The sequence below is a fragment of the Methylotenera oryzisoli genome (genome assembly GCF_004661485.1).
In the GTDB taxonomy this organism is placed as follows: domain Bacteria; phylum Pseudomonadota; class Gammaproteobacteria; order Burkholderiales; family Methylophilaceae; genus Methylotenera; species Methylotenera oryzisoli.
In genome coordinates this window covers 163,857-186,061 of sequence record NZ_PQVH01000005.1, presented here as the reverse complement: position 1 = coordinate 186,061, position 22,205 = coordinate 163,857, and the positions used below count along the sequence as shown (strand labels likewise).

At 45.8% G+C, this 22,205-nt stretch carries 20 protein-coding genes; 8 read left to right on the top strand and 12 right to left on the bottom strand.

Features of this window, described 5'->3' with window-relative positions; genetic code table 11:
* Nucleotides 1-22: 22 nt before the first annotated feature.
* Together C3Y98_RS03125 and C3Y98_RS03120 are read left to right on the top strand one after the other, a co-directional pair.
* On the top strand, nt 23-559 hold the full coding sequence (locus C3Y98_RS03125) for a Gx transporter family protein (RefSeq protein ID WP_135276645.1): 537 nt from the start codon (nt 23-25) through the stop codon (nt 557-559).
* A gap of 8 nt (nt 560-567) precedes the next feature.
* On the top strand, nt 568-1,659 hold the full coding sequence (locus tag C3Y98_RS03120) for a DUF3108 domain-containing protein (RefSeq protein ID WP_135276644.1): 1,092 nt from the start codon (nt 568-570) through the stop codon (nt 1,657-1,659).
* Nucleotides 1,660-1,712: 53 nt separating this feature from the next.
* Here C3Y98_RS03120 and C3Y98_RS03115 read toward each other — a convergent pair whose 3' ends face one another.
* Genes C3Y98_RS03115 through C3Y98_RS03090 form a run of 6 tightly spaced genes read right to left on the bottom strand, consistent with a single transcriptional unit; the run spans nt 1,713 to nt 9,321 of the window.
* A complete protein-coding gene (locus C3Y98_RS03115; protein WP_135276643.1) occupies nt 1,713-6,101 on the bottom strand; it encodes a pilus assembly protein in 4,389 nt (1,462 codons plus the stop codon).
* Between the two features lie 8 nt (nt 6,102-6,109).
* Nucleotides 6,110-6,760 (bottom strand): pilus assembly PilX family protein, encoded by a 651-nt coding sequence (locus C3Y98_RS03110; protein ID WP_245234302.1) that lies wholly within the window; start codon nt 6,758-6,760, stop codon nt 6,110-6,112.
* An 11-nt stretch (nt 6,761-6,771) separates the two neighbouring features.
* On the bottom strand, nt 6,772-7,851 hold the full coding sequence (locus C3Y98_RS03105) for a PilW family protein (protein ID WP_135276642.1): 1,080 nt from the start codon (nt 7,849-7,851) through the stop codon (nt 6,772-6,774).
* 37 nt (nt 7,852-7,888) lie between these two features.
* Nucleotides 7,889-8,311: a type IV pilus modification PilV family protein gene (locus C3Y98_RS03100; protein ID WP_245234301.1), complete on the bottom strand. Its 423-nt coding sequence runs from the start codon at nt 8,309-8,311 to the stop codon at nt 7,889-7,891.
* 18 nt (nt 8,312-8,329) lie between these two features.
* Entirely contained in the window at nt 8,330-8,884 is a 555-nt protein-coding gene (locus tag C3Y98_RS03095; RefSeq protein WP_135276720.1) for a GspH/FimT family pseudopilin, read from the bottom strand.
* On the bottom strand, nt 8,878-9,321 hold the full coding sequence (locus C3Y98_RS03090) for a type IV pilin protein (RefSeq protein ID WP_135276641.1): 444 nt from the start codon (nt 9,319-9,321) through the stop codon (nt 8,878-8,880). The genes C3Y98_RS03095 and C3Y98_RS03090 overlap by 7 nt, the downstream gene beginning before the upstream one ends.
* Before the next feature lie 254 nt (nt 9,322-9,575).
* Between C3Y98_RS03090 and lptM the strand changes: the two genes are divergently transcribed.
* Together lptM and lysA are read left to right on the top strand one after the other, a co-directional pair.
* Nucleotides 9,576-9,698, top strand: a complete 123-nt coding sequence (lptM, locus tag C3Y98_RS03085) for an LPS translocon maturation chaperone LptM (RefSeq protein ID WP_135276640.1) — start codon at nt 9,576-9,578, stop codon at nt 9,696-9,698.
* Between the two features lie 37 nt (nt 9,699-9,735).
* Nucleotides 9,736-10,986, top strand: a complete 1,251-nt coding sequence (lysA, locus tag C3Y98_RS03080; RefSeq protein ID WP_135276639.1) for a diaminopimelate decarboxylase — start codon at nt 9,736-9,738, stop codon at nt 10,984-10,986.
* Nucleotides 10,987-11,079: 93 nt separating this feature from the next.
* Here lysA and purU read toward each other — a convergent pair whose 3' ends face one another.
* A complete protein-coding gene (gene purU / locus C3Y98_RS03075) occupies nt 11,080-11,934 on the bottom strand; it encodes a formyltetrahydrofolate deformylase (protein ID WP_135276638.1) in 855 nt (284 codons plus the stop codon).
* A 157-nt stretch (nt 11,935-12,091) separates the two neighbouring features.
* On the opposite strand from purU, the gene ispH reads away from it, so the two are divergent.
* The 4 genes from ispH to C3Y98_RS03055 are packed head-to-tail and all read left to right on the top strand — an operon-like array spanning nt 12,092 to nt 15,210.
* Nucleotides 12,092-13,108, top strand: a complete 1,017-nt coding sequence (ispH, locus tag C3Y98_RS03070; protein WP_135276719.1) for a 4-hydroxy-3-methylbut-2-enyl diphosphate reductase — start codon at nt 12,092-12,094, stop codon at nt 13,106-13,108.
* 28 nt (nt 13,109-13,136) lie between these two features.
* A complete protein-coding gene (gene nudB / locus C3Y98_RS03065; RefSeq protein ID WP_135276637.1) occupies nt 13,137-13,589 on the top strand; it encodes a dihydroneopterin triphosphate diphosphatase in 453 nt (150 codons plus the stop codon).
* 37 nt (nt 13,590-13,626) lie between these two features.
* The gene (nadA, locus tag C3Y98_RS03060; protein WP_425339457.1) at nt 13,627-14,739 is read left to right on the top strand and encodes a quinolinate synthase NadA; all 1,113 of its coding nucleotides are present in this window, start codon (nt 13,627-13,629) and stop codon (nt 14,737-14,739) included.
* A 42-nt stretch (nt 14,740-14,781) separates the two neighbouring features.
* Nucleotides 14,782-15,210: an HIT family protein gene (locus C3Y98_RS03055; protein ID WP_135276636.1), complete on the top strand. Its 429-nt coding sequence runs from the start codon at nt 14,782-14,784 to the stop codon at nt 15,208-15,210.
* Nucleotides 15,211-15,258: 48 nt separating this feature from the next.
* Here C3Y98_RS03055 and C3Y98_RS03050 read toward each other — a convergent pair whose 3' ends face one another.
* The 5 genes from C3Y98_RS03050 to metH all read right to left on the bottom strand — a co-directional run bounded on the left by C3Y98_RS03050 (nt 15,259) and on the right by metH (nt 22,168).
* The gene (locus tag C3Y98_RS03050; protein ID WP_135276717.1) at nt 15,259-15,570 is read right to left on the bottom strand and encodes a (2Fe-2S) ferredoxin domain-containing protein; all 312 of its coding nucleotides are present in this window, start codon (nt 15,568-15,570) and stop codon (nt 15,259-15,261) included.
* Nucleotides 15,571-15,725: 155 nt separating this feature from the next.
* Nucleotides 15,726-16,715 carry an energy transducer TonB gene (locus C3Y98_RS03045; RefSeq protein ID WP_245234300.1) on the bottom strand — a complete coding sequence of 330 codons (990 nt, stop codon included), beginning with the start codon at nt 16,713-16,715 and terminating at the stop codon, nt 15,726-15,728.
* Nucleotides 16,716-16,719: 4 nt separating this feature from the next.
* Complete coding sequence (gene mpl / locus C3Y98_RS03040; RefSeq protein WP_135276635.1) at nt 16,720-18,096, bottom strand: UDP-N-acetylmuramate:L-alanyl-gamma-D-glutamyl-meso-diaminopimelate ligase; 1,377 nt, start codon at nt 18,094-18,096, stop codon at nt 16,720-16,722.
* A 4-nt stretch (nt 18,097-18,100) separates the two neighbouring features.
* Nucleotides 18,101-18,370, bottom strand: coding sequence for a hypothetical protein (locus C3Y98_RS03035; protein WP_135276634.1), 270 nt, complete (start codon nt 18,368-18,370; stop codon nt 18,101-18,103).
* A 6-nt stretch (nt 18,371-18,376) separates the two neighbouring features.
* Nucleotides 18,377-22,168: a methionine synthase gene (gene metH, locus C3Y98_RS03030; protein WP_135276633.1), complete on the bottom strand. Its 3,792-nt coding sequence runs from the start codon at nt 22,166-22,168 to the stop codon at nt 18,377-18,379.
* Between the last annotated feature and the right edge of the window lie 37 nt (nt 22,169-22,205).

Below are 22,205 nucleotides of genomic sequence, written 5' to 3'. Positions count from 1 at the left end.
AAATCCATAGATAGACTAATCGATGTTTATTCAGACCTCCATAGAAGACCATCGCATTGCCAAACTAGCCGCCCTTGCTATTGCGTTGCATATGCTAGAGGCCGTGATTCCATCGCCGCTGCCAGGTGTCAAACCGGGCATCGCAAACATAGTGACCTTATATGTATTATATAAATATGACTTTGCCAGTGCTGCGTGGGTGAGCATACTGCGGGTATTTGCCAGCAGCCTACTACTAGGGCAGTTTCTATCGCCAACGTTTATACTAAGTCTGGCAGGGGCATTACTGAGCCTTGGTGTATTGTGGTTAGGGATGCACCTGCCGAAAAAGCACTTCGGCCCGGTATCATTAAGCATACTTGCTGCCTTTGCCCACATTGCAGGGCAATTGATGATTGTAAGGCTATGGTTGATTCCACATGCCAGCGTGGCTTACTTAGTCCCCATTTTTGCGATGGCTGCGCTGTTTTTCGGGCTAATCAATGGCATCATTGCCCACAAGTTACTCTATAATGAAACATCTATCATAGACACCTCACCTAGAAGCCAACAACACTAGCTAACCAAATGTTTCATACCATTAAATCACATGCTAAAGCTCATAAAACCTTTATAGCTGCTGTGATAGTGTCTTTGCTACTGCATACGGCATTTTTATCCGAACTCTCTTTCACACTGCCCGAACTAGGTAATGATCATCAGCCACTCAATGTGCAACTAGAGCAAACACCCGCACCCGCCTTGGTCAGCAAAACCATAGAAAAAGTTGTACCTAGACCCAAATCCACAAAAACTGAAATTGCAAGTACTGAAATTAATCAGCGTGTGGATACCATCGACACGTCAAGAGAAGACGAAGTTGACTTTCCTGCAGACGACGACATAGATACACCACCGCCGCCAGTTGAGCATGAACCTGTTAAGCAGAATGATGTACCTGCACCTACAGAATCATCAGTCCCAGAGCAAGCGGCGGCGGCGGCGGCAACTACACCACAGTATATAGAAACAGAATTCGATGTGTTTCAAGGCGGGAGTAAAAGTATAGTAGGTAATGCACGCATCACCTTCAATATAGACAAGTCCAGCAGTTATTCAATCAAAAGTACGATTGAAGCCCAAGGCATAACAGCGTTATTCTTTCAAAATCTAGTACAAGAGAGTCAGGGCATCGTGACAGAAAGCGGTTTAAAACCAAGCTATTACTCGTATCGATATGGCAATAAAAAATCACAAACTGCTAATTTCCACTGGGATGACGGCACATTAACAATGCGCACCGAAAAAGGTGAGAAAACCGAAAAATTAGAAGCCGGCACACAAGATTTATTAAGTTTCATGTACCAGTTCATGTTCACAGCACCCCTGGAGTCCAACGCAATCAACATGACCAATGGCAAAACATTGCGTAACTACAACTACCGTTTTGAGGGGGAAGAAATCATCTATTCAAAGCTTGGCGCATTAAATGCAATCCATTTAATCAAAGCTAGCGCAAATAGTGAAGAAAAAACAGAACTCTGGCTAGCTACAGACTACAAGAATCTACCGATCAAAATCCGTAAGACTGAAAAGAATGGCAGTGTGATTGAGCAGGTGATCATAAGTATTAATGCTAGACCAGCTTTAAAACTACCAGAACCTGATGTCACTTGGTAGCATTAAAAAATAAAGAGCGGTAAAACCGCTCTTTATTTTTAAACAATTACTACTTAATCCAGCAATTCACGCCAAATCGCCCGTTTACTTTGGAACTGGGCATTACCACTGCTAAACTCCGTGCTAACTGGCTCAAATTTTGCATCTGCCGTCACGGCAGAAACCACTGGCTTACCCTTAATATACATCACGTTAAACCCTACTATAGGTGCGTTAGTTTTTGTAGAAACCAATCCACTGGATAGATTTGGCGGCTTGCCTGTATCATAACTAAAGTAATTAAAGTAACTATAACCGCCAGGGCTACAAACCGCATTAGATGGTATCGTCGTCGGCACCAACAGCGTGCCAGCAACGAGCTGCCCTGCCACATTTTGCCGCTCAGCCGCAGTGGTAGTATCAGAGGCAGCAGGCACGTAGAAATTTACAAACCAGCCATCACCGCTGGTCATATCTACATTATTAGTTGACCCTGTACGCGTGTTGCTAGGTGCACTAAGCGTTTGCTCAACCAAAGTATTACGCGGGTTATCAATAGTAGGGCCATTGCTATCTTTAATTGCATAAAGTGTCTGTTGTTGTTTATCAGTCAAGTCATTAATCTCAAGATACTTACCCGTCCCTACAAATACAACGCGATACTCTCCCACCTTACCTAGCTCTGGCCGCACGGTAATTGGCTGTCTATTGCCTTGTGGGTCTTTTAAGATAGCCACAAGTTTAGGGTTAGGGCTAGATGGTGTAGCGCCAATATCAAAACGCCACAGATTACCTAATAAATCCCCGCCATAAATCCAATGCGCTACAGATTCCTTATCCGCATCTGCAACATCAGACAAAGCAGAAATATCAGCCAAGCCACTCGGCGTTACATTATCACCAGCACTAGTACTAATATGACTAACCAGTGGAACACCAGTCATGGCATTCAATACATATAACACTCCTTTACCAATTTCGCTGCCTCCGCCATTGTTATATCCAGATGTTAATACCACTACCCATTTATTTTCAGGAGTTTTCGTAATAATGGGGTTGCCATAGCTATAACCCATATTATTATCGGTACGCGTACAACCCTCGCAATCCGTATTACCAAACTCCCATAAGAGAATTGGCGATTCTGGGTTAGTAATATCTAAAGCATAGTATCCTTTGCCACCCGCATTCAGGCCACCGACTAAAATGCTTTTCCAAGTAGACCCGTCATAAACATCACCGACAACTGTGTCCCCATTCACATAATTGGTATGCATGGTTGAGTAGTTCTTATCAGCCAACTTCCACATATTAGGAATCACCATACTTGGCACATAAGCCCAGCGCTCTTCGCCTGTATCTGCATTAAAAGCATGCAGCATACCGTCATTGGTACCAATATATACCGTCCTGCCTCTGCCTGCAGTTATGCCACTAGGGTAGTTGTTTTCACTATATTTAAATACTGGATCACCTACAAAAACAGGTTTAGACTCCAGTGCATCACCTAAAAATGCCTCGCGATAACGGAACAGGCGGTTCACAGGCGTGTTAGTCCCTCGGTCTTCATACGTGATACTTCCACGCAAGAAGTTCACTAAATTGGCTTCTTTAGCGTTTGGCTGTTGCGTAACCGCATCTAGCGAGGTCCATTGACTCAATTTAGGCGCTAGATAAGCCTGCTGAAAATAAGACTGCTGAGCAGGTGTCATGTTTGTATAATCAAAACTCACCAATGCCCCCCCTTTATTCATCCAAACTTGCCTAGTACCTGCTGCGGCTTTAGCTGCAATTTGTCCAGTACCGGTCTTAGCTGCGGATACTTTGACCTTGCAACTTGTGCCATCCATGCTACCATCCACACAACTGCTTGCATTAGGGGTTACACAATAATAAATATTACTGCCGCTTGTTGGCTCTGCCACAATCGAGCTGGGTGACGGGCATGAGGCAGTGACGATATCTTCGACGCTCCACTCTGCAGACTCACTTACCTCACCGGTCGCAGTATTAATGGTGCGACTCTCTAAGTTACCAGTCCATTTAACTGTAGTGTAGCTTGCCAGATAAGCATAGTTATCCCCCTGCACAGGATTAAGCGTACTGGTTGCGGCGGCTGCACCCGCACCAATTTTTGCGTTGATTTGTGACAACGCCTCAGTTAAGCCCTTAGTAAGCTGAGCAGGGTCTTTTGCGCTAAAATAAGTCCCTTGCCCGTTAACTGCAGCATGCCAAAGATCATCTACTGCTGTTTCAGTGTCGGCTACAGGCTTAGGCCACTCCACCGTTTCAGGACTGCCCAAGCCATTTTTAAGGTTATAAAAGTCACCCGAGGTTGCAGTTTTATAATCACTGCTATACATTAAGGTACCGTCAATCCCCAAGCCTAAAGTAAACGTGGTCATATGCTGTTTTGGGTTATTATCGGTACCGCTTACAAACACATTGTTCTCGCAAACATCTAGGCCTAATGCACCTGTACAGTTACTTAAACCAGTAGTACGCAAGTCAGTATCATAATAATATTTAGCAACGTCTGCCAAACTATTACTAGAGCTTGCAGTCTTGCCTTCATACATCGGAAGCGCTGTACCGCTACCATCCTTATTGCCCACCTGACCGGTACCTGCAACATCTTTTACATCTGCATCTGCATCTGTATTCCAATAACCATCGGTGGTTAACAATGCAAAATTCTGCTGGCACGAGTATTGCACTGGGTCGGAAGAACCAACCGGTTTTTTACCCGCATAGATCCTGCCCACTATTGAAAGTGCTGAACGTAACGGTGTGCTACTGCTAGGCGTGATGCCAAATAGCTTGGTGTACCATTGCTCTTTTTGGCTACCTGTGCCAGCATCAAACTTATTAATTGGTAAATAATTACTGCTTTGGTTAGCAATCGTAATAAAGCCGACCCTGTAGCGATTATCAATCGGTTTAAACGCCAAGCTAGCGGAGGTTTTCATCGCTTGCATGCGCGTGCGGTAGTAAGTATACCAATTAGCAAAGTTGGTCATTTCTTTTACGTAGCTACAAGTTGCCCCGCAATCGGTGCGTGCTGCGGATTTAGGATAACTATCAGTTGTAGAAACAATATCGGTACGGGTAAAGGTGTAAGGTGGGGTAGATGTGCTAGTAACACCACCAGAAGCAATCACGACACTACCAACTGAAGCACTATTACTTAAGCCAGAAACTACAACCTTACCATTACCATTAGCACCAGCAGCAACTGTAGATGTGATGGTGATTTTTGGGCTATTTGCACCATCAGAAACGGCAGTGTATTCAGGGTTGGAGCTACAGCTATTAATCTTAGCAACAATTGCATCTGCTAGCGCATTACGTCTCGCAGACCCACCTCCTGATGAGGTAGATGATGCTGTTCCGCACCCAGTGCCAGTGCCACCCATAATCTCAACACTATTCACTGTGACACTGCTAACTGTAGTAGTGCCACTACTTACACTTGAAACCGTAAATGAGCCAACCGCCGCAACGCCTACAGTGGTGGCGCCTACATACCGTGGATACACATAAGTACCCGAGCGCGTTGACTTACAAGTGGTCAACGCCGTGTCACTACACCAGCGCGACTTAGCCGGAAAACTATAACTGACGCCTGCTACGGTTGTTGGCGTAGATGATAAAACGCAATTGACCAGCTCAGACTCACGGCAATACTCTGTCGGCACCACTGAGTAATAATACGGTGCACCAGACACTTTAATAACATTGGCTAACATGCTATCCGTCACCTTCTGGTCTGGTAATCCTGAGGTCCGCCCATACTTATAGGTTGCATCTGGGTACAGATAATCACTGTTTTTACGGCACACACTAGTATTGGTGAGCTCACTAGCTGTAGGGTTTTGTTTAGTGCACCAAACACGGTCCGGATAGTTGGTGGTGAGGTCAACATAATTGGTGCTGGTCAATAACTGTGTAGTATTTTGCTTATTGTAAGAGTCTGTCCTTACATTGGTTGGTGTGGTTTGGTCTCCTCTAGTTGTGCCATCAGCATTGACACCTGGGGTATAACGAATAGCAGGATTATAATACTGACTATTCATATCGCTATTCATATAAGGTACATCACCCACCACGCACACATCCAATACACGTGTTGTACCACTAACTACCCCAGAGTACACAGTACCAAGTGTGCCAGATGAACCTGATGTGCCATCATCACCACTATCACGGCAATTTTTATCATTAGGGGCTGGGTTATTAAAAATATCGCTGATGTAATCTGGTGTGTAGTCCTGCCCCATACTGCCAGAGTTATCCAAAATAAACATTAAGTTAGGCAGCACATTCGTGGTTGTGGCGTTTGCCAAAGGCACTGTGGCTAAATCAACCGTGGCCGCATGTACTGATGCTGTCGGCAAACCTCCTAACAGTAACCAGCTAGCGATGGAAAATAACGTTAACAAGGACTGTGTATAGTTTTTCATGATTAATCCTAATAAACAAATGCTTGTGTAAAGCTAAGCGTATTTCTAGGGCCAGTTACCCGCACCGTCACCCTGTACATTGGCTGATCACCCGAGCTAGACAAGTTCCCACCAGCAGTACCATACTCCTTTGTGGTTTGTGAGCTTGGTCTTGTTGATGCGGCACCAAGCAAACATTTGTCTTTTGCCTTGTATAACCCTGTAGTAGGCAACACTGTACCCGCCACGCACATTCTCTCTACCACATAGCTGATAGTATTGCCGCTAGTGTCTTTACCCGCAGAAATACCCGTGCCAGTCGCCAAGCTAGAGCCAGTCGTGAATCGCGCTTTTGCATCATCTTGGGGCGATGCATAATAACCATTATTCACGCTATCGTTATTGAGCAAAGCTGTTTGGTTCGCAGCCAGCCACTTAATGGCAGTTTCAACACCAGTATCCGCCGATGCAGTTGCAGATTGTTTAAATGCCAAGTTACCTGCAATTAATGTATTGGTATCTACTGAGCGAATCAATGCTACTGCCGCTAGCGACATCACTACCAGAGCCATTAGCGCAAAAAACAACACCACACCACTCTGTTTAGGCATGTTCTGCTGTGTAACGCAAGCTTGCTGCCTTACTGTAGCAAGCTTGCTGATTTCATTAACTGAGTTCATGGCGAATTTACTCATAATACGTTTCTGGACCAAATAATATTACGCAACGGAATAATTGTTTCATAGACACGATAGCGGTAACGTTGCCAATCGGCAATGGTCGTGAGGTCAACCACAGGTGCTGGTGAACCTGCTTCATCAGGCCAAGCAACTGGTGCATTTAAAGTAACCACTTCCTTCTCCAACTGCCCATTTCTGGCCACTACAGCAACACGTACTGCCTTAATACGATTTCTATCTGCAACCGTTAGTGCGCCCGCTGCCCATATGCCGCTTGCATCAACCCAAGCAGTCACTTGGTTATTGCTTGCAGTAGCAGAAATACCGTATTGCGCCTGTATATTCACGACTTCAGCCACACTAGGCTGACCATTTCGCTCAAGCATTGAGTTATTAATGCCATAACCCACAGCACTCCAATTACCTAAACAGAATAGGCTGGCACCAGATTTTGTAGCTCCAGCTACCTTGCCCCCGCCATCGACGGCAACAGTGACTTTAGTGGTAGCAGTAACGGTTCTGATTTTTGTCATTGCACAAACACCCTGATTCACAATCATGGCAACGTTATTCACCTTACAACCCATATTGTTATCCACTACGATTTCTGGCAAACCAGCAGAGTTACTAGATATCAATGAAGAAAATCCACCCATGGGCGCATCACCATAACGCACCGTAATTTGATCACTGCCAGTGCCGCCATCTACTATCGTTATAGGAAACATATCAAAGTCTTCAACAAACGCCGTATCTGGGTCATCATATGAGGGCGATGGACTGCATTGCATAGGTGAGCCTCTAGGATCAATTTCTGGCAGGCCAAATCCGGCCATTTGCACGTCTCTTTGAATATTGTAAAGCGCAATATTACCGTTAGTTTGGGCATCCGCCGTACCGGTAGTACTACGTTTTTGACCTTCAAACACCGAAAAAACCTGCATAATCACCAGCGTGACCAACATACCAATCACTAGGCCAACCATGATTTCAACTAAGCTAAATCCAGCTTGAGACACACTAACAGGTTTGCATCTGTAGCCATCAAGCTGCAGTATGTTTGCATCTTTTCTTTTAGTATTGGTTAGCATCTAAAAAGCCTCTGATTTAATACTCATCAATTGCAAATTAATTTGGTACTACTTTAACAATTGAAGCATTCATTACCACATTATGCGCTTCAGTCTCACCCGGCGCCTGCCAAGTCACTGTTACCTGAAACTGGTTCAAATCTGGCTGCGTCACTGTGCGTTTACCATTGGGTAATAATGTAGGAATTGCTGTCTGATTTTCCAGATAATTAATGGCATTATCTGAGTCTGCCCATATCTGGCCTATTCTTTGTTGTGCCACATAACTTGCATCCGCACGATATTTAGCATTGCTAGTATTACTTAACATTGACGCCTGCAAGCCAACTAATGCAAGAATACCCATAGAAAAAATTACAATTGCAATTAATGCCTCAAGCAACATCAGACCTTGCTGCGCTTTCGCACTGCTTACGTTAGTACATAAGCGTTTGTTCAAAAAGTTTGCTCTATTATTCACATTAAACCTCTTACACACTTAGCATTTGCGAGAGTCATCTGAAGACTGTGCAACGGCGGGATCACACATTCTTATATTACCTCCCACGCCAACCGTAATACGTAAGGCACGGCTGCCAGACACCGCCGTAGAGTTAATATCTACAGATGTAAATGACGCGCCTGTAGTCGCACCCAGGTTACTAAAAACAACGGAGGTTTGTGCAGCAGGCGTTGTTAGCACAGTGATATTGGCAGTTGAACCTTCGTTTTGATTACGACTCTTTATCGTAGCAGGGCAGTCATCAGCACCATCACCGTCAGCATCTCCTACCGCAACAACACAACCCACTGTCCAAGCAGAGTTGCCTGTAAACACAAACTGAACTTGCGCATTTCGCTTAACTGCCTCTGCACGCGCCACTTGCAGGCCGTTTTGAATGGACTCTGCGGCACTACGAATGCGGGTATTTTCTATCCAATCGCGATAACTAGTAGCACCCAACCCTGCCAACACCGCGATTAAAGCAATCCCAACCATCAGTTCTATCAAACTGTAGCCTAACGTATTGCGGATTGGTGCTGACACTAGCATGAAGCGCCTTTGCCTGTTAACCAACAATTGCCAGTAACGCCATCATATATTGATGACCTAACATCACTTTGATCCACCGTATATTGAAAATTAGCCATCTCGCCCACACCATCTGCAACCAACACAAAAGTGGTAGCTGTCGCACTACTACAGCTATAAGCAAAATATTTTGCACCGCTTGTAGGTGCACAAGCGCCACCCACGTAGGTACGGTTATCCTGATAATACTGCTCCATTCTTACTTTCAGGTTTGCCAGAATAGAAGGAGCTTCAGCAGCCCTACCTTTTCTAACGTAATCGGTATAACTAGGCAATGCTATCGAGGCCAATATGCCGATAATTGCCACCACTATCATCATTTCCACTAACGAGAAACCCTTCTGAAGAGGATACGTCTCGTGACTGTAACGTGATTGTGTATTAAACAAGATATTCATAGCGATTTTCCTTTTTCCCTTAGCGTGAATCCTCTGCTTAATTACTAGTCATGTCTATTAGCATCCGACAAATGGTAAATTTAGCCTAATAAACGGTTATTGCTATCAATTTATAGAACTGTAGCGCCTTTTGTACCAAGCGAACGATAGGTAAAAAAATGGTAGAATATCAGCTATATTTTTTCTTCACTCTCTGGATTAAGATGCGTTATCACGCTACAAGCACGTAGATAACCAACAAAAGGCTGATTTCAATGCGTGCAAAACTGATTATATTTCTACTAATTTTAAGCAGCGCATTAAGCGCATGCGGCACCAAAGGTCCGCTATATATTCCTGAAAAAGCATACCCACAGCCGACCACACCCAGCAAATAAATACGGCACTTTCAACCCCTATCGTTAAGACATTACCGTGAATACTTTTACACTCAAAAACAATGTGTTGCATGCTGAAAATGTAGCACTTACACAAATTACAGAGAGCTTTGGTTCGCCTTGCTATGTATATTCCAAAGCCGCACTTAGCCAAGCTTTTGAGCGCTTTAGCGCTGGCTTTAAAGATGCCAATCATTTAGTTTGCTTCGCTGTAAAATCCAACCCTAGCCTTGCAATCTTAAACTTGTTTGCCAAGCTTGGCGCTGGCTTTGACATCGTGTCGGGTGGTGAGTTGGCACGAGTGATTGCCGCTGGCGGCGATCCGAAAAAGGTTGTGTTTTCTGGTGTAGGTAAAACTGCAGATGAAATGCGAGCAGCATTAGAAGCTGGCATTTTTTGCTTTAACGTGGAGTCTGCCAGTGAATTAGTGCGACTAAACGATGTAGCAATCTATATGGGTAAAATCGCACCGGTTTCATTACGGGTAAACCCTAACGTAGATGCAAAAACCCACCCTTATATTTCTACCGGTTTAAAAAATAATAAATTTGGCGTTGCATATGAGGACGCACTAGACATTTACTTACAAGCAGCAGGAATGTCCAATATCGCCATTCATGGTGTAGATTGCCATATCGGTTCGCAAATCACCGAGCTATCTCCGTTCTTAGATGCGTTTGACCGCGTGCTGGCACTGGTTGATGCATTAGCAGAAAATAATATACAGATTCAACATATCGACCTAGGCGGCGGCATCGGCATTTGCTATAGCGATGAAACACCGCCAGAATTCACTGCTTACGCAAAAGCCATGCGTGAAAAACTAGGTAACCGCGATGTGAAGCTGGTGTTTGAACCTGGCCGTGCATTAGTGGGCAATGCTGGTATGTTAGTCACTAAAGTTGAATATATTAAACAAACCGAAACTAAGAACTTTGCAATTGTCGATGCAGCCATGAACGACCTGATGCGCCCGGCACTGTATGACGCTTACCACGATATTCAAGCAGTGCAACCGCGCAATGAAACTGCCGTGAACTATGAAATAGTCGGGCCAGTATGTGAAAGTGGTGACTTTTTGGGGCACGACAGAGAACTGGCCTTACAAGAAGGGGATTTGTTGGCCATTATGTCTGCAGGTGCTTATGGCATGAGCATGTCTAGCAACTACAACACCAGACCGCGCGTTGCGGAAGTCATGGTAGATGGTAGCCAATGCCACTTAATTAGAAAACGTGAGCTAATTGCCGACTTGTTTGCAAACGAAAGTATTTTACCGAACGGCTAAATACCTAACATACCCCGCCATTAGCTGATGAATACCTAACGGTGGTGATCATAAAAAAAAGCGAAGATTTATCTTCGCTTTTTTTATGTTTTGTTAGTCAAAAATCACCGTCTTGTTTGCATATAGCAGAATACGGTTTTCAATATGCCAGCTCACTGCTTTGGACAGTACTACGCGCTCTAAATCTCGCCCCTTTTGAATCAGGTCTTCAACTTGATCCCGATGCGAAATACGGTCGATGCCTTGTTCAATAATCGGGCCTTCATCCAGCACCTCGGTCACGTAATGGCTAGTTGCACCGATCAATTTAACACCGCGCTCAAAGGCACGATGATAAGGGCGTGCACCAATAAAGGCTGGCAAGAAAGAATGGTGAATATTAATAATGCGCTGTGGGTAACGTGACACAAAATCTGGCGACAAAATCTGCATATAGCGCGCTAACACGATTAAATCAATGCCGTAATCTGCAAACAGCTTAAATTGCGCGGCCTCAGCCTGCGCTTTGTTGTCTTTATTGACTTCAATATGGTGAAAATCAATGCCATAGAATTTAACTAAATTTTCGGTATCACGGTGATTACTGATCACTAATGGAATCTCACAGGCCAACTCGCCGCTTTTGTGTCTATGCAACAAATCGGCTAAGCAATGGTCATACTGCGATACCATGATGGCAACACGCGTTTTATGCTGCGACAACTTAAGTTGCCACTGCATGCTGAATTTATTGGCAACCTCAGAGAATGCATGATTAAAGCTGGCTTCATCCAGATTAAAACCGGTGAGATCCCATTCCACACGCATTAAAAATAGATTATTTTCCGCATCTTGATGCTGGTCTGCGTGTAAAATATTAGCATTGTGCTGAAGTAAGAAATCAGCAATAGCTGCGACAATGCCTTTAGTGTCTGGGCAAGTAATCAGTAAGGTTGCAGTATTTTTCATAGTAAAAATTTATAATCTAGCTAATTCCGGCATTCAACGATGCCAACTAACCGACAATATTTTTAAAGTTAATTATTTTAAAAAAAGCAATTATACCTGATGCGCTTAGCGCCTGATGCAATTTGAATGTGGATGATATATGAACACCGAGCAATCTATGCCTAACCAGCAAGTTCTAGGCGGAGAAATAACACCGAATGATGCAGCAATCGTGCTCGCTAACCCGCGCGGCTTCTGTGCCGGCGTTGATCGTGCCATTATTATTGTAGAGCAGGCACTAGAGAAATTTGGCGCACCGATTTATGTGCGTCACGAGGTTGTACATAACAAATTTGTGGTGGACGAACTGCGAGCGAAAGGCGCCGTATTTGTTGAAGAGCTAGATCAAATCCCTACCGGTAGCATCGTGATTTTTAGCGCGCACGGCGTATCTAAAGCGGTAAGGGCAGAAGCAGAATCACGCGGCCTAACTGCTTATGATGCCACTTGTCCGCTAGTGACCAAAGTGCATATAGAAGTGGAAAAAATGCGCAAAGCCGGCATGGAGATCGTCATGATAGGGCACAAAGGCCACCCTGAGGTTGAAGGCACCATGGGGCAGGTTGAGCAAGCAGGTAACAGCGCCACCAATACCGGCATGTATTTGGTAGAAACCCCGGAAGACGTTGCAGCGTTAGCCGTAAAAGATCCTAGCAAACTGGCTTACGTCACGCAGACTACGCTATCCATGGATGATGCTGCACTCGTCATCAATGCACTCAAGGCTAAATTCCCAGAAATTAACGCACCTAAGAGTGATGACATTTGCTACGCCACACAAAACCGGCAAGATGCAGTAAAAATTATGGCGCAAGACTGTGATTTAGTGATTATCGTGGGTTCACCCAACAGCTCAAACTCCAACCGTTTGCGTGAAGTGGCTAAGAACCAAGGCATTGAAGCCTACATGGTAGATAACGCAAGCTACTTAAAACCAGAGTGGTTAATTAACAAGAAAAAAGTAGGCGTGTCTGCTGGCGCATCTGCGCCTGAAATATTGGTGCAAGAAGTGATTGCACAGTTACAAAGCTTTGGCGCCGGCCAAGTACAAGAATTGCAGGGTGTAGTAGAGAGCGTAGTATTTCAGCTGCCTAAAAACCTGACGAACGCAGCCAAGACCAATAACGCGCAATAACAAACCCATTACGACAGTTAGTCTTAAATTGAAAACGTATAAAACCCCAGTTTCTGCACTTGTACTTATTTACACCCCAGACTTAAAAGTGTTGATCATGGAGCGTGCAGATAAAGCTGGGTTCTGGCAATCGGTAACCGGCAGCATCGAAGGTGACGAAACACCGCAGCAAGCAGCAGCCAGAGAGCTAGCCGAAGAAACTGGCTTAGATGCAACACAATATACTTTGGAAGATTGGAACGTATCTAATGTATATGAAATTTACCCCCACTGGCGCCATCGCTATGCCCCTGGCGTCACTGAAAACCGCGAACACTTATTTGGCTTGATGCTACCAAGCGCCTTGCCCGTTACGCTTGCACCAAACGAACATTTGCAATACGAATGGGTAGATTGGCGCGAAGCTGCAAAACGGGTGTTTTCATGGACAAATATAGATGCATTAAAAAGATTAGGTGAACGACATCAATTAACGTTATAAAATATACGCTTTAGCGTGCGCACTTTTAGAAAATACTATGTCTATTGCAACCATACCAGCAGCCCCGATTAAATTCGAGAAATTTCAAGCCACAGATGACGCTGACTGTCAGCGCCGCATCATTGCCGCTAAAGAGAAGTTAGGCAAACGTCTTGTTATTTTAGGTCATCACTACCAGCACGAAAGCGTGTATCGCCATGCCGACTACACTGGCGACTCACTAAAGCTGTCACGTTACACTGAAAACCTAGATGCTGAATACATCGTATTTTTAGGCGTGCATTTCATGGCCGAAGTAGCGGATATTTTAAGCCGCCCAGAGCAAATTGCGATTCTGCCTGACCTTGCTGCCGGCTGTTCGATGGCAGACATGGCCAACCTTGCCAAGGTTGAGCGCAGCTACCGTGAGCTTAACAAGGTGCTGAACTTTGATGAACAAATCACGCCAATTACTTACATTAACTCCGCTGCCGACCTTAAAGCGTTTTGCGGTGAGCATGGTGGCATTGTGTGTACCAGCACCAACGCGCCTAAAATCTTAGAATGGGGATTTGCACAGCGAGAAAAAGTGCTGTTCTTCCCTGACCAGAACTTAGGCCGCTGGAGCGGCTACAAAATGGGTATCCCGCTAGAGCAAATGCCAGTGTGGGACCCAGACCAACCGCTAGGCGGCTTAACCGTAGAGCAAATCAAGAATGCGAAAATTTTGCTGTGGAAAGGGCATTGTGCTGTACACCAGATGTTCCGCCTGCAGAACATAGAGAAATTCCGCGCCGAGCATCCGGATGGGTTCGTGATTTCACACCCGGAAGCGCCGTTTGAAGTTTGCCAGCACTCTGACTACGTAGGTTCTACTGAATATATTTTAAAAACCATCAGCGATGCACCTGCCAATACAAAATGGTTAGTTGGTACTGAATTAAATCTAGTAAACCGCCTAGCTGAACAAATGAAGGCAGAAGGCAAGCTGGTACAGTTTATGAGCCATGTGGTGTGCGAATGCTCTACGATGGCACGCATAGACCCGCAACACTTAGCTTGGGTGCTGGAGAATTTGGTAGAAGGCAAAGTGGTGAACCAGATCAAAGTACCTGCGCACGAAGCTAAACTGGCAAAATTAACGTTAGATCGAATGCTAGCGGCCTCTTAAGCCGGCATACTGGCATAACGATTGCGTTGAGAGGTATTAAAATTGACTTGTGCATTATGCGGCCCTACACCCCATGAAATCTTATGGTTAGATGACTTCTGCCGCGTAGTATTGCTTAACGATGAAGATTACCCAGCTTATTGCCGGGTAGAGCTATTAGAACACGTTAAAGAAATGTCTGACCTGCCACCGCAAGAGCGGGCGCGCATGATGAAGGTGGTATTTGCGGTGGAAACTGCGTTAAGAACAGCGTTCAACCCGGACAAAATCAACTTAGCCAGTCTAGGCAATAAAACACCGCATATCCACTGGCACGTGATTCCGCGCTTTGAGCATGATAAGCACTTTCCGAACTCGCACTGGGGGCAAGCGGTGCGCGAACACAACAGCACATTGCTTAATGCGCAAGCTAAGCAAGCACTGGCTGACAACATGAGCACACTGATTGAGTGCGCGCTTAGTGCTAGTTAAACTGCCAAAACATTCAGGCGCTTTAGTATTCTGCAATACTTCCCTAGCCTAGACCAACAAGCGCTCCACGACTTTGCCATTAATTAAGTGGCTATCAATAATTTCATCAATATCATCGTTATCGACAAAGGTGTACCACACAGCCTGCGGGTACACGACCATCACTGGCCCGTCATTACAGCGATCTAAACAACCAGCACGGTTGATACGTACTTTACCCTTACCATTTAGGTTGAGTTTTTTCACTCGCGACTTCATGTGGTCAAAAGCCTGCTCAGCACCATGATCCATACAGCAAGCGGCACCGCCCTCACGCTGATTTAGGCAGAAAAATACGTGATGTTCGAAATGGCTTGTCATCATTTTCTTATCTCAATTCTTAAGGCAACAACAGGTTATGTCTTTTCAGACCAAACAAAGCAATAAAGATTTTTAATTTCTATTTCAGCATTGAAGTGCAGGCAACACACTCAGTACTACAAGTGAAAATAACAGAAATTAAGAAAGATAAAGGCTTACTCGGTAGCCAAGCTCTCTTCTTTGGTAAAGGTCCATGTTCTGGTGATGCTCAGCACATCGATCTCTTTGCGCACATCATCGGGAAACCTAGCGTAGGGCGCCCCTAGCTCAACAATATGCCTTGCCGCAGCATCCAGAACCTTATGCCCTGAACTGCGGTTGATTTCTATAGATTCAATGCTGCCATCGGCCTTAATCGAAACTGTCATTTGCAGCTGGCCATACAGCTTTAGGTTTTTTGCGGCTTCCGGATAGTTAAGATTACCAATCTTCTCTACTTTTTGTCGCCAGGCTTCCACGTATAGTGCATAGCGATACTCCTGCGCCCGGCCACCGACAAATTTGCGCTTAGGTCGTTTTTGGTACTCATCCTGCTGCTTGGCAATCAAGGCCTCCAAGCGGTCCATTTCCAGCGCGGCGGCAGTAATATCCTGAATATTAACCTTTTTACTCAAATGCTCTTGAGGCGCTGTCTCAGACTCGGTGGCATTCACCTTTTGTACCGGTTGAGATTCGACCTTATGGGTAGCTTCTAGCTGGGTCATCAATGCCTGCGCCTGCTTTTCTAGCGCAGCAACATTTTTCTTCGATTGCTTCTCTTCTGTTGGCTGCTCTGCCAATTTAGCTGCTTGTTTTGCATTGACCACAGGCTTAAGCGTGACATCAGCCTGCTGCTGTTTAAATGCAGGCAATGCAGTCTTCATCTGGCGGTCTAAATCCGTATTGCCGCCACGATCCAAGTTGGCTTGAGCATAAACCTCGGTATTTTGTGGTTTTGACTTGGTTTTTGTATTTACCAACATCACCTCAAGTACTGGCAATTTATCACGAAACTTTTTAAGTTCAGGCTCAAAATGGATACTGAGAATCACCAAATGCACCAGCAAAGAGATGCTAAGCGCAATGGTCATCACACGCATTGTTTTAATTTTTACAATGAGTGATGCCAATGGGTTTAGCGCTGTTTTTGCGGGCTGCTTGCTCAAATGTTTACACTTCTTTTAACGCGTCGAGCAATTTCTGATGGATGCCGCCAAAACCACCATTACTCATAATCAACACATGGTCCCCCGCAACCGCTACTTGCTTAATCGCAAGAATCAACTGCGTCAGGTCATCATGCACTTGAGTTTTACTGGCAATAGGTGCAAGCGCCGCACCAGCATCCCAACCCAAATTAGCTTGGTAACAAAACACTAAGTCTGCCTCTTTTAGGCTGGCAGGTAATGCGCTCTTCATCACACCCAGCTTCATAGTATTAGAACGTGGCTCTAATACTGCCAGGATGCGAGCTGAACCTACTTTGGCACGCAAGCCAGCTATCGTAGTTTCAATGGCTGTTGGATGATGGGCAAAATCATCATACACCACCACACCACGGCTCTCACCGCGCACTTCCATGCGGCGCTTTACGTTCTTAAACTCGGTCAACGCAGCAATGCTTACATCAACAGCAACCCCTGCATGGCGCGCTGCTGCAATGCTTGCCAACGCATTCATACGATTGTGCTCACCTAACAAACCCCACGCCACATGCCCTTGCATTTGACCTTTGTAGATGACGTCAAAGCTACCGTCGCCTTGGGCGTTGATGGCTTGCCAGTCGTCATCTGTGCCAAACTTCTCTACAGGTGTCCAACAACCTTTATCCAGCACGCGTTGCAAGCTAGCTTCTTTGCCATTGGCCACCACCAAACCCTGCTGCGGTACAGTTCTCACCAAGTGATGAAACTGTTTTTCAATCGCATTCAAATCTTCAAAAATATCGGCATGGTCAAACTCAAGATTATTCAACACCGCAGTACGCGGGCGGTAGTGCACAAACTTGGAGCGCTTATCAAAAAAGGCGGTGTCGTATTCGTCCGCCTCAATCACGAAAAATGGCGATACACTGTTTTTATCTTGTGCCGGCACTTGTGGCAGACGCGCTGACACTGAGAAGTTTTCAGGTACTCCACCAATTAAGAAACCTGGTGCCAAACCTGCGTACTCCAATATCCACGCCAACATTGAGCTGGTGGTGGTTTTGCCATGCGTACCGGCCACCGCAAGTACCCATTTACCTTGTAGCACATTTTCTGCCAGCCACTGCGGCCCTGAAATATATGGCAACCCTTGATTTAGAATCGCTTCCATTAAGGGATTGCCACGCGACACCACATTACCAATCACATAAATATCTGGATTAAGTGAGGTTTGCGATGGGTCGAAGCCCTCAATCAACTCTACCCCTTGCGCCTCTAGCTGCGTGCTCATTGGCGGGTAAACATTGGCGTCACAACCTGTGACTTTATGCCCTGCGGCTTTAGCCAGCACCGCAATGCCGCCCATGAATGTACCGCAAATACCTAATATATGAATGTGCATAAAGTTATTTCAAAAAATCGATTAAAAATTGTAAGAGCTGAACAGCCCCATTTACTAAACGGTGCGTACGCTCTCCTCCATTATTAAAGAAGAGATACGCGAAAAATGCTAATAAGCTTAAACCCAAGACCCAGCCTAATAACCTTGCGAACTTACGCCTTTTATCACTGACAGGATGCTTTTTCTCCGCTGTCATTTCCATAAAGATAAAAGGCAAAATCACAGGTAAAGCAGCAACAGTCATAACAATTAATAGAAAAAGAAGATTTTCCATATCCACTTACGCTAAGTTAGGCGCTAGCCAGCGTTCTAAATAGTCTTTAGTTAGCCCTCTACGCTTTGCCATATCTTCCAATTGGTCTGCGCCAATTTTATCTACACTGAAATATTTACTTTCAGGATGTGCAAAATAGAAGCCTGATACAGCAGCACCAGGTGACATGGCAAAGGATTCGGTCAATGCCATGCCAATAGTCTCCGCTTGCAGCAACTTAAACATATCTGGTTTAACCGTATGATCAGGGCAAGCAGGGTAGCCAGGTGCAGGACGAATGCCTTGGTATTGCTCTTTAATCAAGCCTTCTTTGCTGATGTTTTCATTCGGCGCATAGCCCCAGAAATCTACACGGACGCGCTCATGCATATATTCGGCAAACGCCTCAGCGAGCCTATCAGCCAAGGCTTTGAGCATGATGCTGCTATAGTCGTCATGTGCATCTTCAAACTTTTTCTCGTGCTTTTCGATACCTAAGCCAGCCGTCACGGCGAACAAGCCGATGTAGTCCGGTGTACCTTTAGGTGCGATGAAATCAGCCAAACACTGGTTAGGACGTGCGATGCCGTCAATCACCGGTTTCACGGTTTGCTGGCGCATACCGTAATAGGTAAATGCCACTTGCTCACGCGTTTCATCGGTATAGATTTCAATATCATCATCATGCACGCGGTTAGCTGGGTGCAAGGCGACCACACCATTGGCGGTGAGCCAACGGCCGTCGATGATTTTTTTCAGCATCACTTGCGCTTCATTGAACAACTTAGTGGCCGCATCGCCCACTACCTCATCCTTTAAAATAGCAGGGTAGAAGCCTGCCAAATCCCAAGTCTGGAAGAATGGCGTCCAATCAATGTATTGAGCAATGATGCTCAAGTCTGCATTTTTAATCTCACGGCGGCCGATAAACTTAGGCTTAACTGGCGCATCCTCACCCGCAAACGAGAGATCTGCCTTATTGGCACGCGCCTCGGCGATGGTGAGCATCGGCGTGCCTTTTTTATTGGCATGCTGGGTGCGGGCTTTTTCATAATCAGCCTGAATCTCGGCCAAATAAGCGCCACGCGTTTCTGGGGTGAGTAAGTTCTGCATTACCGTCACAGAACGTGAAGCATCTGCTACATATACAATTGGGCCATCATAATGCGGTGCAATTTTCACTGCAGTATGCGCACGTGAAGTAGTGGCACCGCCAATTAACAATGGCATTTTCTGTTCTTTGAAATACGGGTCGCGCTGCATTTCACGTGCTACATGCGCCATTTCCTCGAGTGAAGGAGTTATCAAGCCTGACAAGCCGATAATATCAGCATTCTCGGCTTTGGCCATGGCTAGAATCTCAGAGGCAGGCACCATCACGCCCATGTTTACCACTTCAAAGTTATTACATTGCAGCACGACGGAAACGATGTTTTTGCCGATATCGTGCACGTCGCCTTTTACCGTCGCAATCACCATTTTGCCTTTAGGTTTAGCTACGATGCCGGTACGTGCTTCGTCGGCAGCTTTTTCCGCTTCAATAAAAGGGATAAGGTGTGCTACAGCCTGCTTCATCACGCGCGCAGACTTCACCACCTGCGGCAAGAACATCTTACCTTGGCCGAACAAATCACCCACCACGTTCATACCATCCATGAGCGGGCCTTCAATCACATGAATCGGCCTGCCGCCAGCCTCGGCGACTTTTTGCCGTGCTTCTTCGGTATCTTCTACGATAAATTCGGTGATGCCATGCACCATGGCGTGACTCAGGCGCTTTTCAACCGGTACCGGATTTTCTGGCGTACCACGCCATTCTAGCGTCGCCGCCTCCTTTTTGCCGCCAGCCACTAAAGTGCTGGCTATCTCAATCATGCGCTCGGTAGCAGCTAATGGATTATTTGGGTCAACCACACGGTTAAGTACCACATCCTCCACGCGCTCTTTAAGTTCGGCTGGCAAGTCGTCATATACGCCCATCATGCCGGCGTTAACAATCCCCATAGTCATGCCTGCCTTAATGGCGTGGTATAAAAACACGGTGTGAATCGCTTCACGCGCAGGGTCGTTACCCCTAAAGCTGAAGCTCACGTTGGATACACCACCGGAAATCTTGGCGTAAGGCAGGTGCTGCTTAATCCAGTGGGTAGCGTTGATAAAATCAACGGCATAGTTGTTATGTTCCTCGATACCCGTTGCAATCGCGAAAATATTCGGGTCGAAAATAATATCTTCCGGCGGAAAATCTAGCTCTTTTACCAGCAAATCATAGGCGCGCTTGCAAATCTCAACCTTGCGTTCAAAGGTATCGGCCTGACCTTTTTCGTCGAATGCCATCACAATCGCCGCGGCGCCATAGCGCTTACATAACATCGCCTGACGGATGAACTCTTCTTCGCCTTCCTTCATGGAAATCGAGTTAACGACGGCTTTACCTTGCACGCACTTTAAGCCCGCCTCAATCACTGACCACTTACTGGAGTCGATCATAATCGGCACGCGTGCGATATCCGGCTCTGACGCCACTAAGTTCAGGAAATGTGTCATGGCCTTGATAGCGTCCAACATGCCTTCGTCCATGTTGATATCAATCACCTGTGCGCCATTCTCAACCTGCTGGCGCGCTACGGTCAGCGCTTCATCGTATTGCTCGTTGATAATCAAGCGTGCAAACGCTTTAGAACCGGTCACGTTGGTACGCTCACCTACGTTCACAAATAGCGAATCGTCATCAACCACAAACGGCTCTAGGCCAGACAACTTCAAGGTGCGTGGCAATACCGGAAGCTGGCGTGGCGGTAAGTCTTTAATTTCGTTATAAATGGCATTGATATGCGCTGGCGTAGTGCCGCAGCAACCGCCTGCAATGTTCAAAAAATTACTGAGTGCAAACTCTTTTACCAAGCTTGAGGTGACGTCAGGCGTTTCATCAAAGCCAGTGTCAGACATTGGGTTGGGCAAGCCCGCATTAGGGTAGATACACACGAAAGTATCTGCGATCGAAGACAGCTCTTCTACATAAGGGCGCATCAAGGTAGCACCCAATGCACAGTTTAAGCCGATAGTAAGCGGCTTGGCATGACGTACAGAGTGCCAGAAGGCGGTAACCGTTTGCCCAGATAAAATACGGCCCGAAGCATCGGTCACCGTACCGGAAATCATAATAGGTAGGGTATGTCCCACTTCTTCAAAATAGGCATCAATCGCGAACAATGCGGCTTTACAGTTCAGCGTATCAAAAATGGTTTCTACCATTAAGATGTCCGCTCCACCCTCTACTAGCGCACGCGTTTGCTCCAAGTAAGCATTTACTAACTGATCAAAATTCACGTTACGAGCAGCAGGGTCATTCACGTCAGGTGAGATAGAGGCCGTTTTAGGGGTGGGGCCTAATGCGCCAGCCACAAAACGCGGCTTGTCTGGTGTGCTGTATTTGGCGCAAGCGGCTTTCGCTAGTTTGGCTGCCTCTACGTTCATTTCATATACCAGATGCGCCATATGGTAGTCATCTTGTGCAACAGCTGTGGCACCAAACGTGTTGGTTTCTATGATATCTGCACCAGCTGCTAGGTATTTTTCGTGAATCTCCTGAATAATGTCAGGCTGAGTTAAGGTCAATAATTCGTTATTGCCTTTTACAAACAACTCGCGCTCACCTTCAGGTGCTTTAAAATCGGCAAAGCGCTCACCACGATAGTCGGCTTCCGTCAGCTTATATTGCTGAATCATGGTTCCCATCGCACCATCTAAAATCAGGATGCGCTGCGCCAGCAAAGCGCGTAATTGGGTTTCTATCGGGGAAGTTGTTAATTGAGCCATGAAAATCAGTCGTTAAAATTTTCTCAATTTTATCATG

Excerpts from the sequence above, each read along its gene's own strand:
- C3Y98_RS03050 (WP_135276717.1), bottom strand. The coding sequence starts at position 15,570 with ATGACAAGCCATTTCGAACATCACGTATTTTTCTGCCTAAATCAGCGT.
- C3Y98_RS03035 (WP_135276634.1), bottom strand. The coding sequence starts at position 18,370 with ATGGAAAATCTTCTTTTTCTATTAATTGTTATGACTGTTGCTGCTTTA.
- mpl (WP_135276635.1), bottom strand. The coding sequence starts at position 18,096 with ATGCACATTCATATATTAGGTATTTGCGGTACATTCATGGGCGGCATT.
- lptM (WP_135276640.1), top strand. The coding sequence starts at position 9,576 with ATGCGTGCAAAACTGATTATATTTCTACTAATTTTAAGCAGCGCATTA.
- nadA (WP_425339457.1), top strand. The coding sequence starts at position 13,627 with ATGTCTATTGCAACCATACCAGCAGCCCCGATTAAATTCGAGAAATTT.
- ispH (WP_135276719.1), top strand. The coding sequence starts at position 12,092 with ATGCCTAACCAGCAAGTTCTAGGCGGAGAAATAACACCGAATGATGCA.
- purU (WP_135276638.1), bottom strand. The coding sequence starts at position 11,934 with ATGAAAAATACTGCAACCTTACTGATTACTTGCCCAGACACTAAAGGC.
- C3Y98_RS03115 (WP_135276643.1), bottom strand. The coding sequence starts at position 6,101 with ATGAAAAACTATACACAGTCCTTGTTAACGTTATTTTCCATCGCTAGC.
- C3Y98_RS03095 (WP_135276720.1), bottom strand. The coding sequence starts at position 8,884 with ATGCTAGTGTCAGCACCAATCCGCAATACGTTAGGCTACAGTTTGATA.
- C3Y98_RS03090 (WP_135276641.1), bottom strand. The coding sequence starts at position 9,321 with ATGAATATCTTGTTTAATACACAATCACGTTACAGTCACGAGACGTAT.
- metH (WP_135276633.1), bottom strand. The coding sequence starts at position 22,168 with ATGGCTCAATTAACAACTTCCCCGATAGAAACCCAATTACGCGCTTTG.
- C3Y98_RS03120 (WP_135276644.1), top strand. The coding sequence starts at position 568 with ATGTTTCATACCATTAAATCACATGCTAAAGCTCATAAAACCTTTATA.
- C3Y98_RS03105 (WP_135276642.1), bottom strand. The coding sequence starts at position 7,851 with ATGCTAACCAATACTAAAAGAAAAGATGCAAACATACTGCAGCTTGAT.
- C3Y98_RS03125 (WP_135276645.1), top strand. The coding sequence starts at position 23 with ATGTTTATTCAGACCTCCATAGAAGACCATCGCATTGCCAAACTAGCC.
- C3Y98_RS03110 (WP_245234302.1), bottom strand. The coding sequence starts at position 6,760 with ATGAACTCAGTTAATGAAATCAGCAAGCTTGCTACAGTAAGGCAGCAA.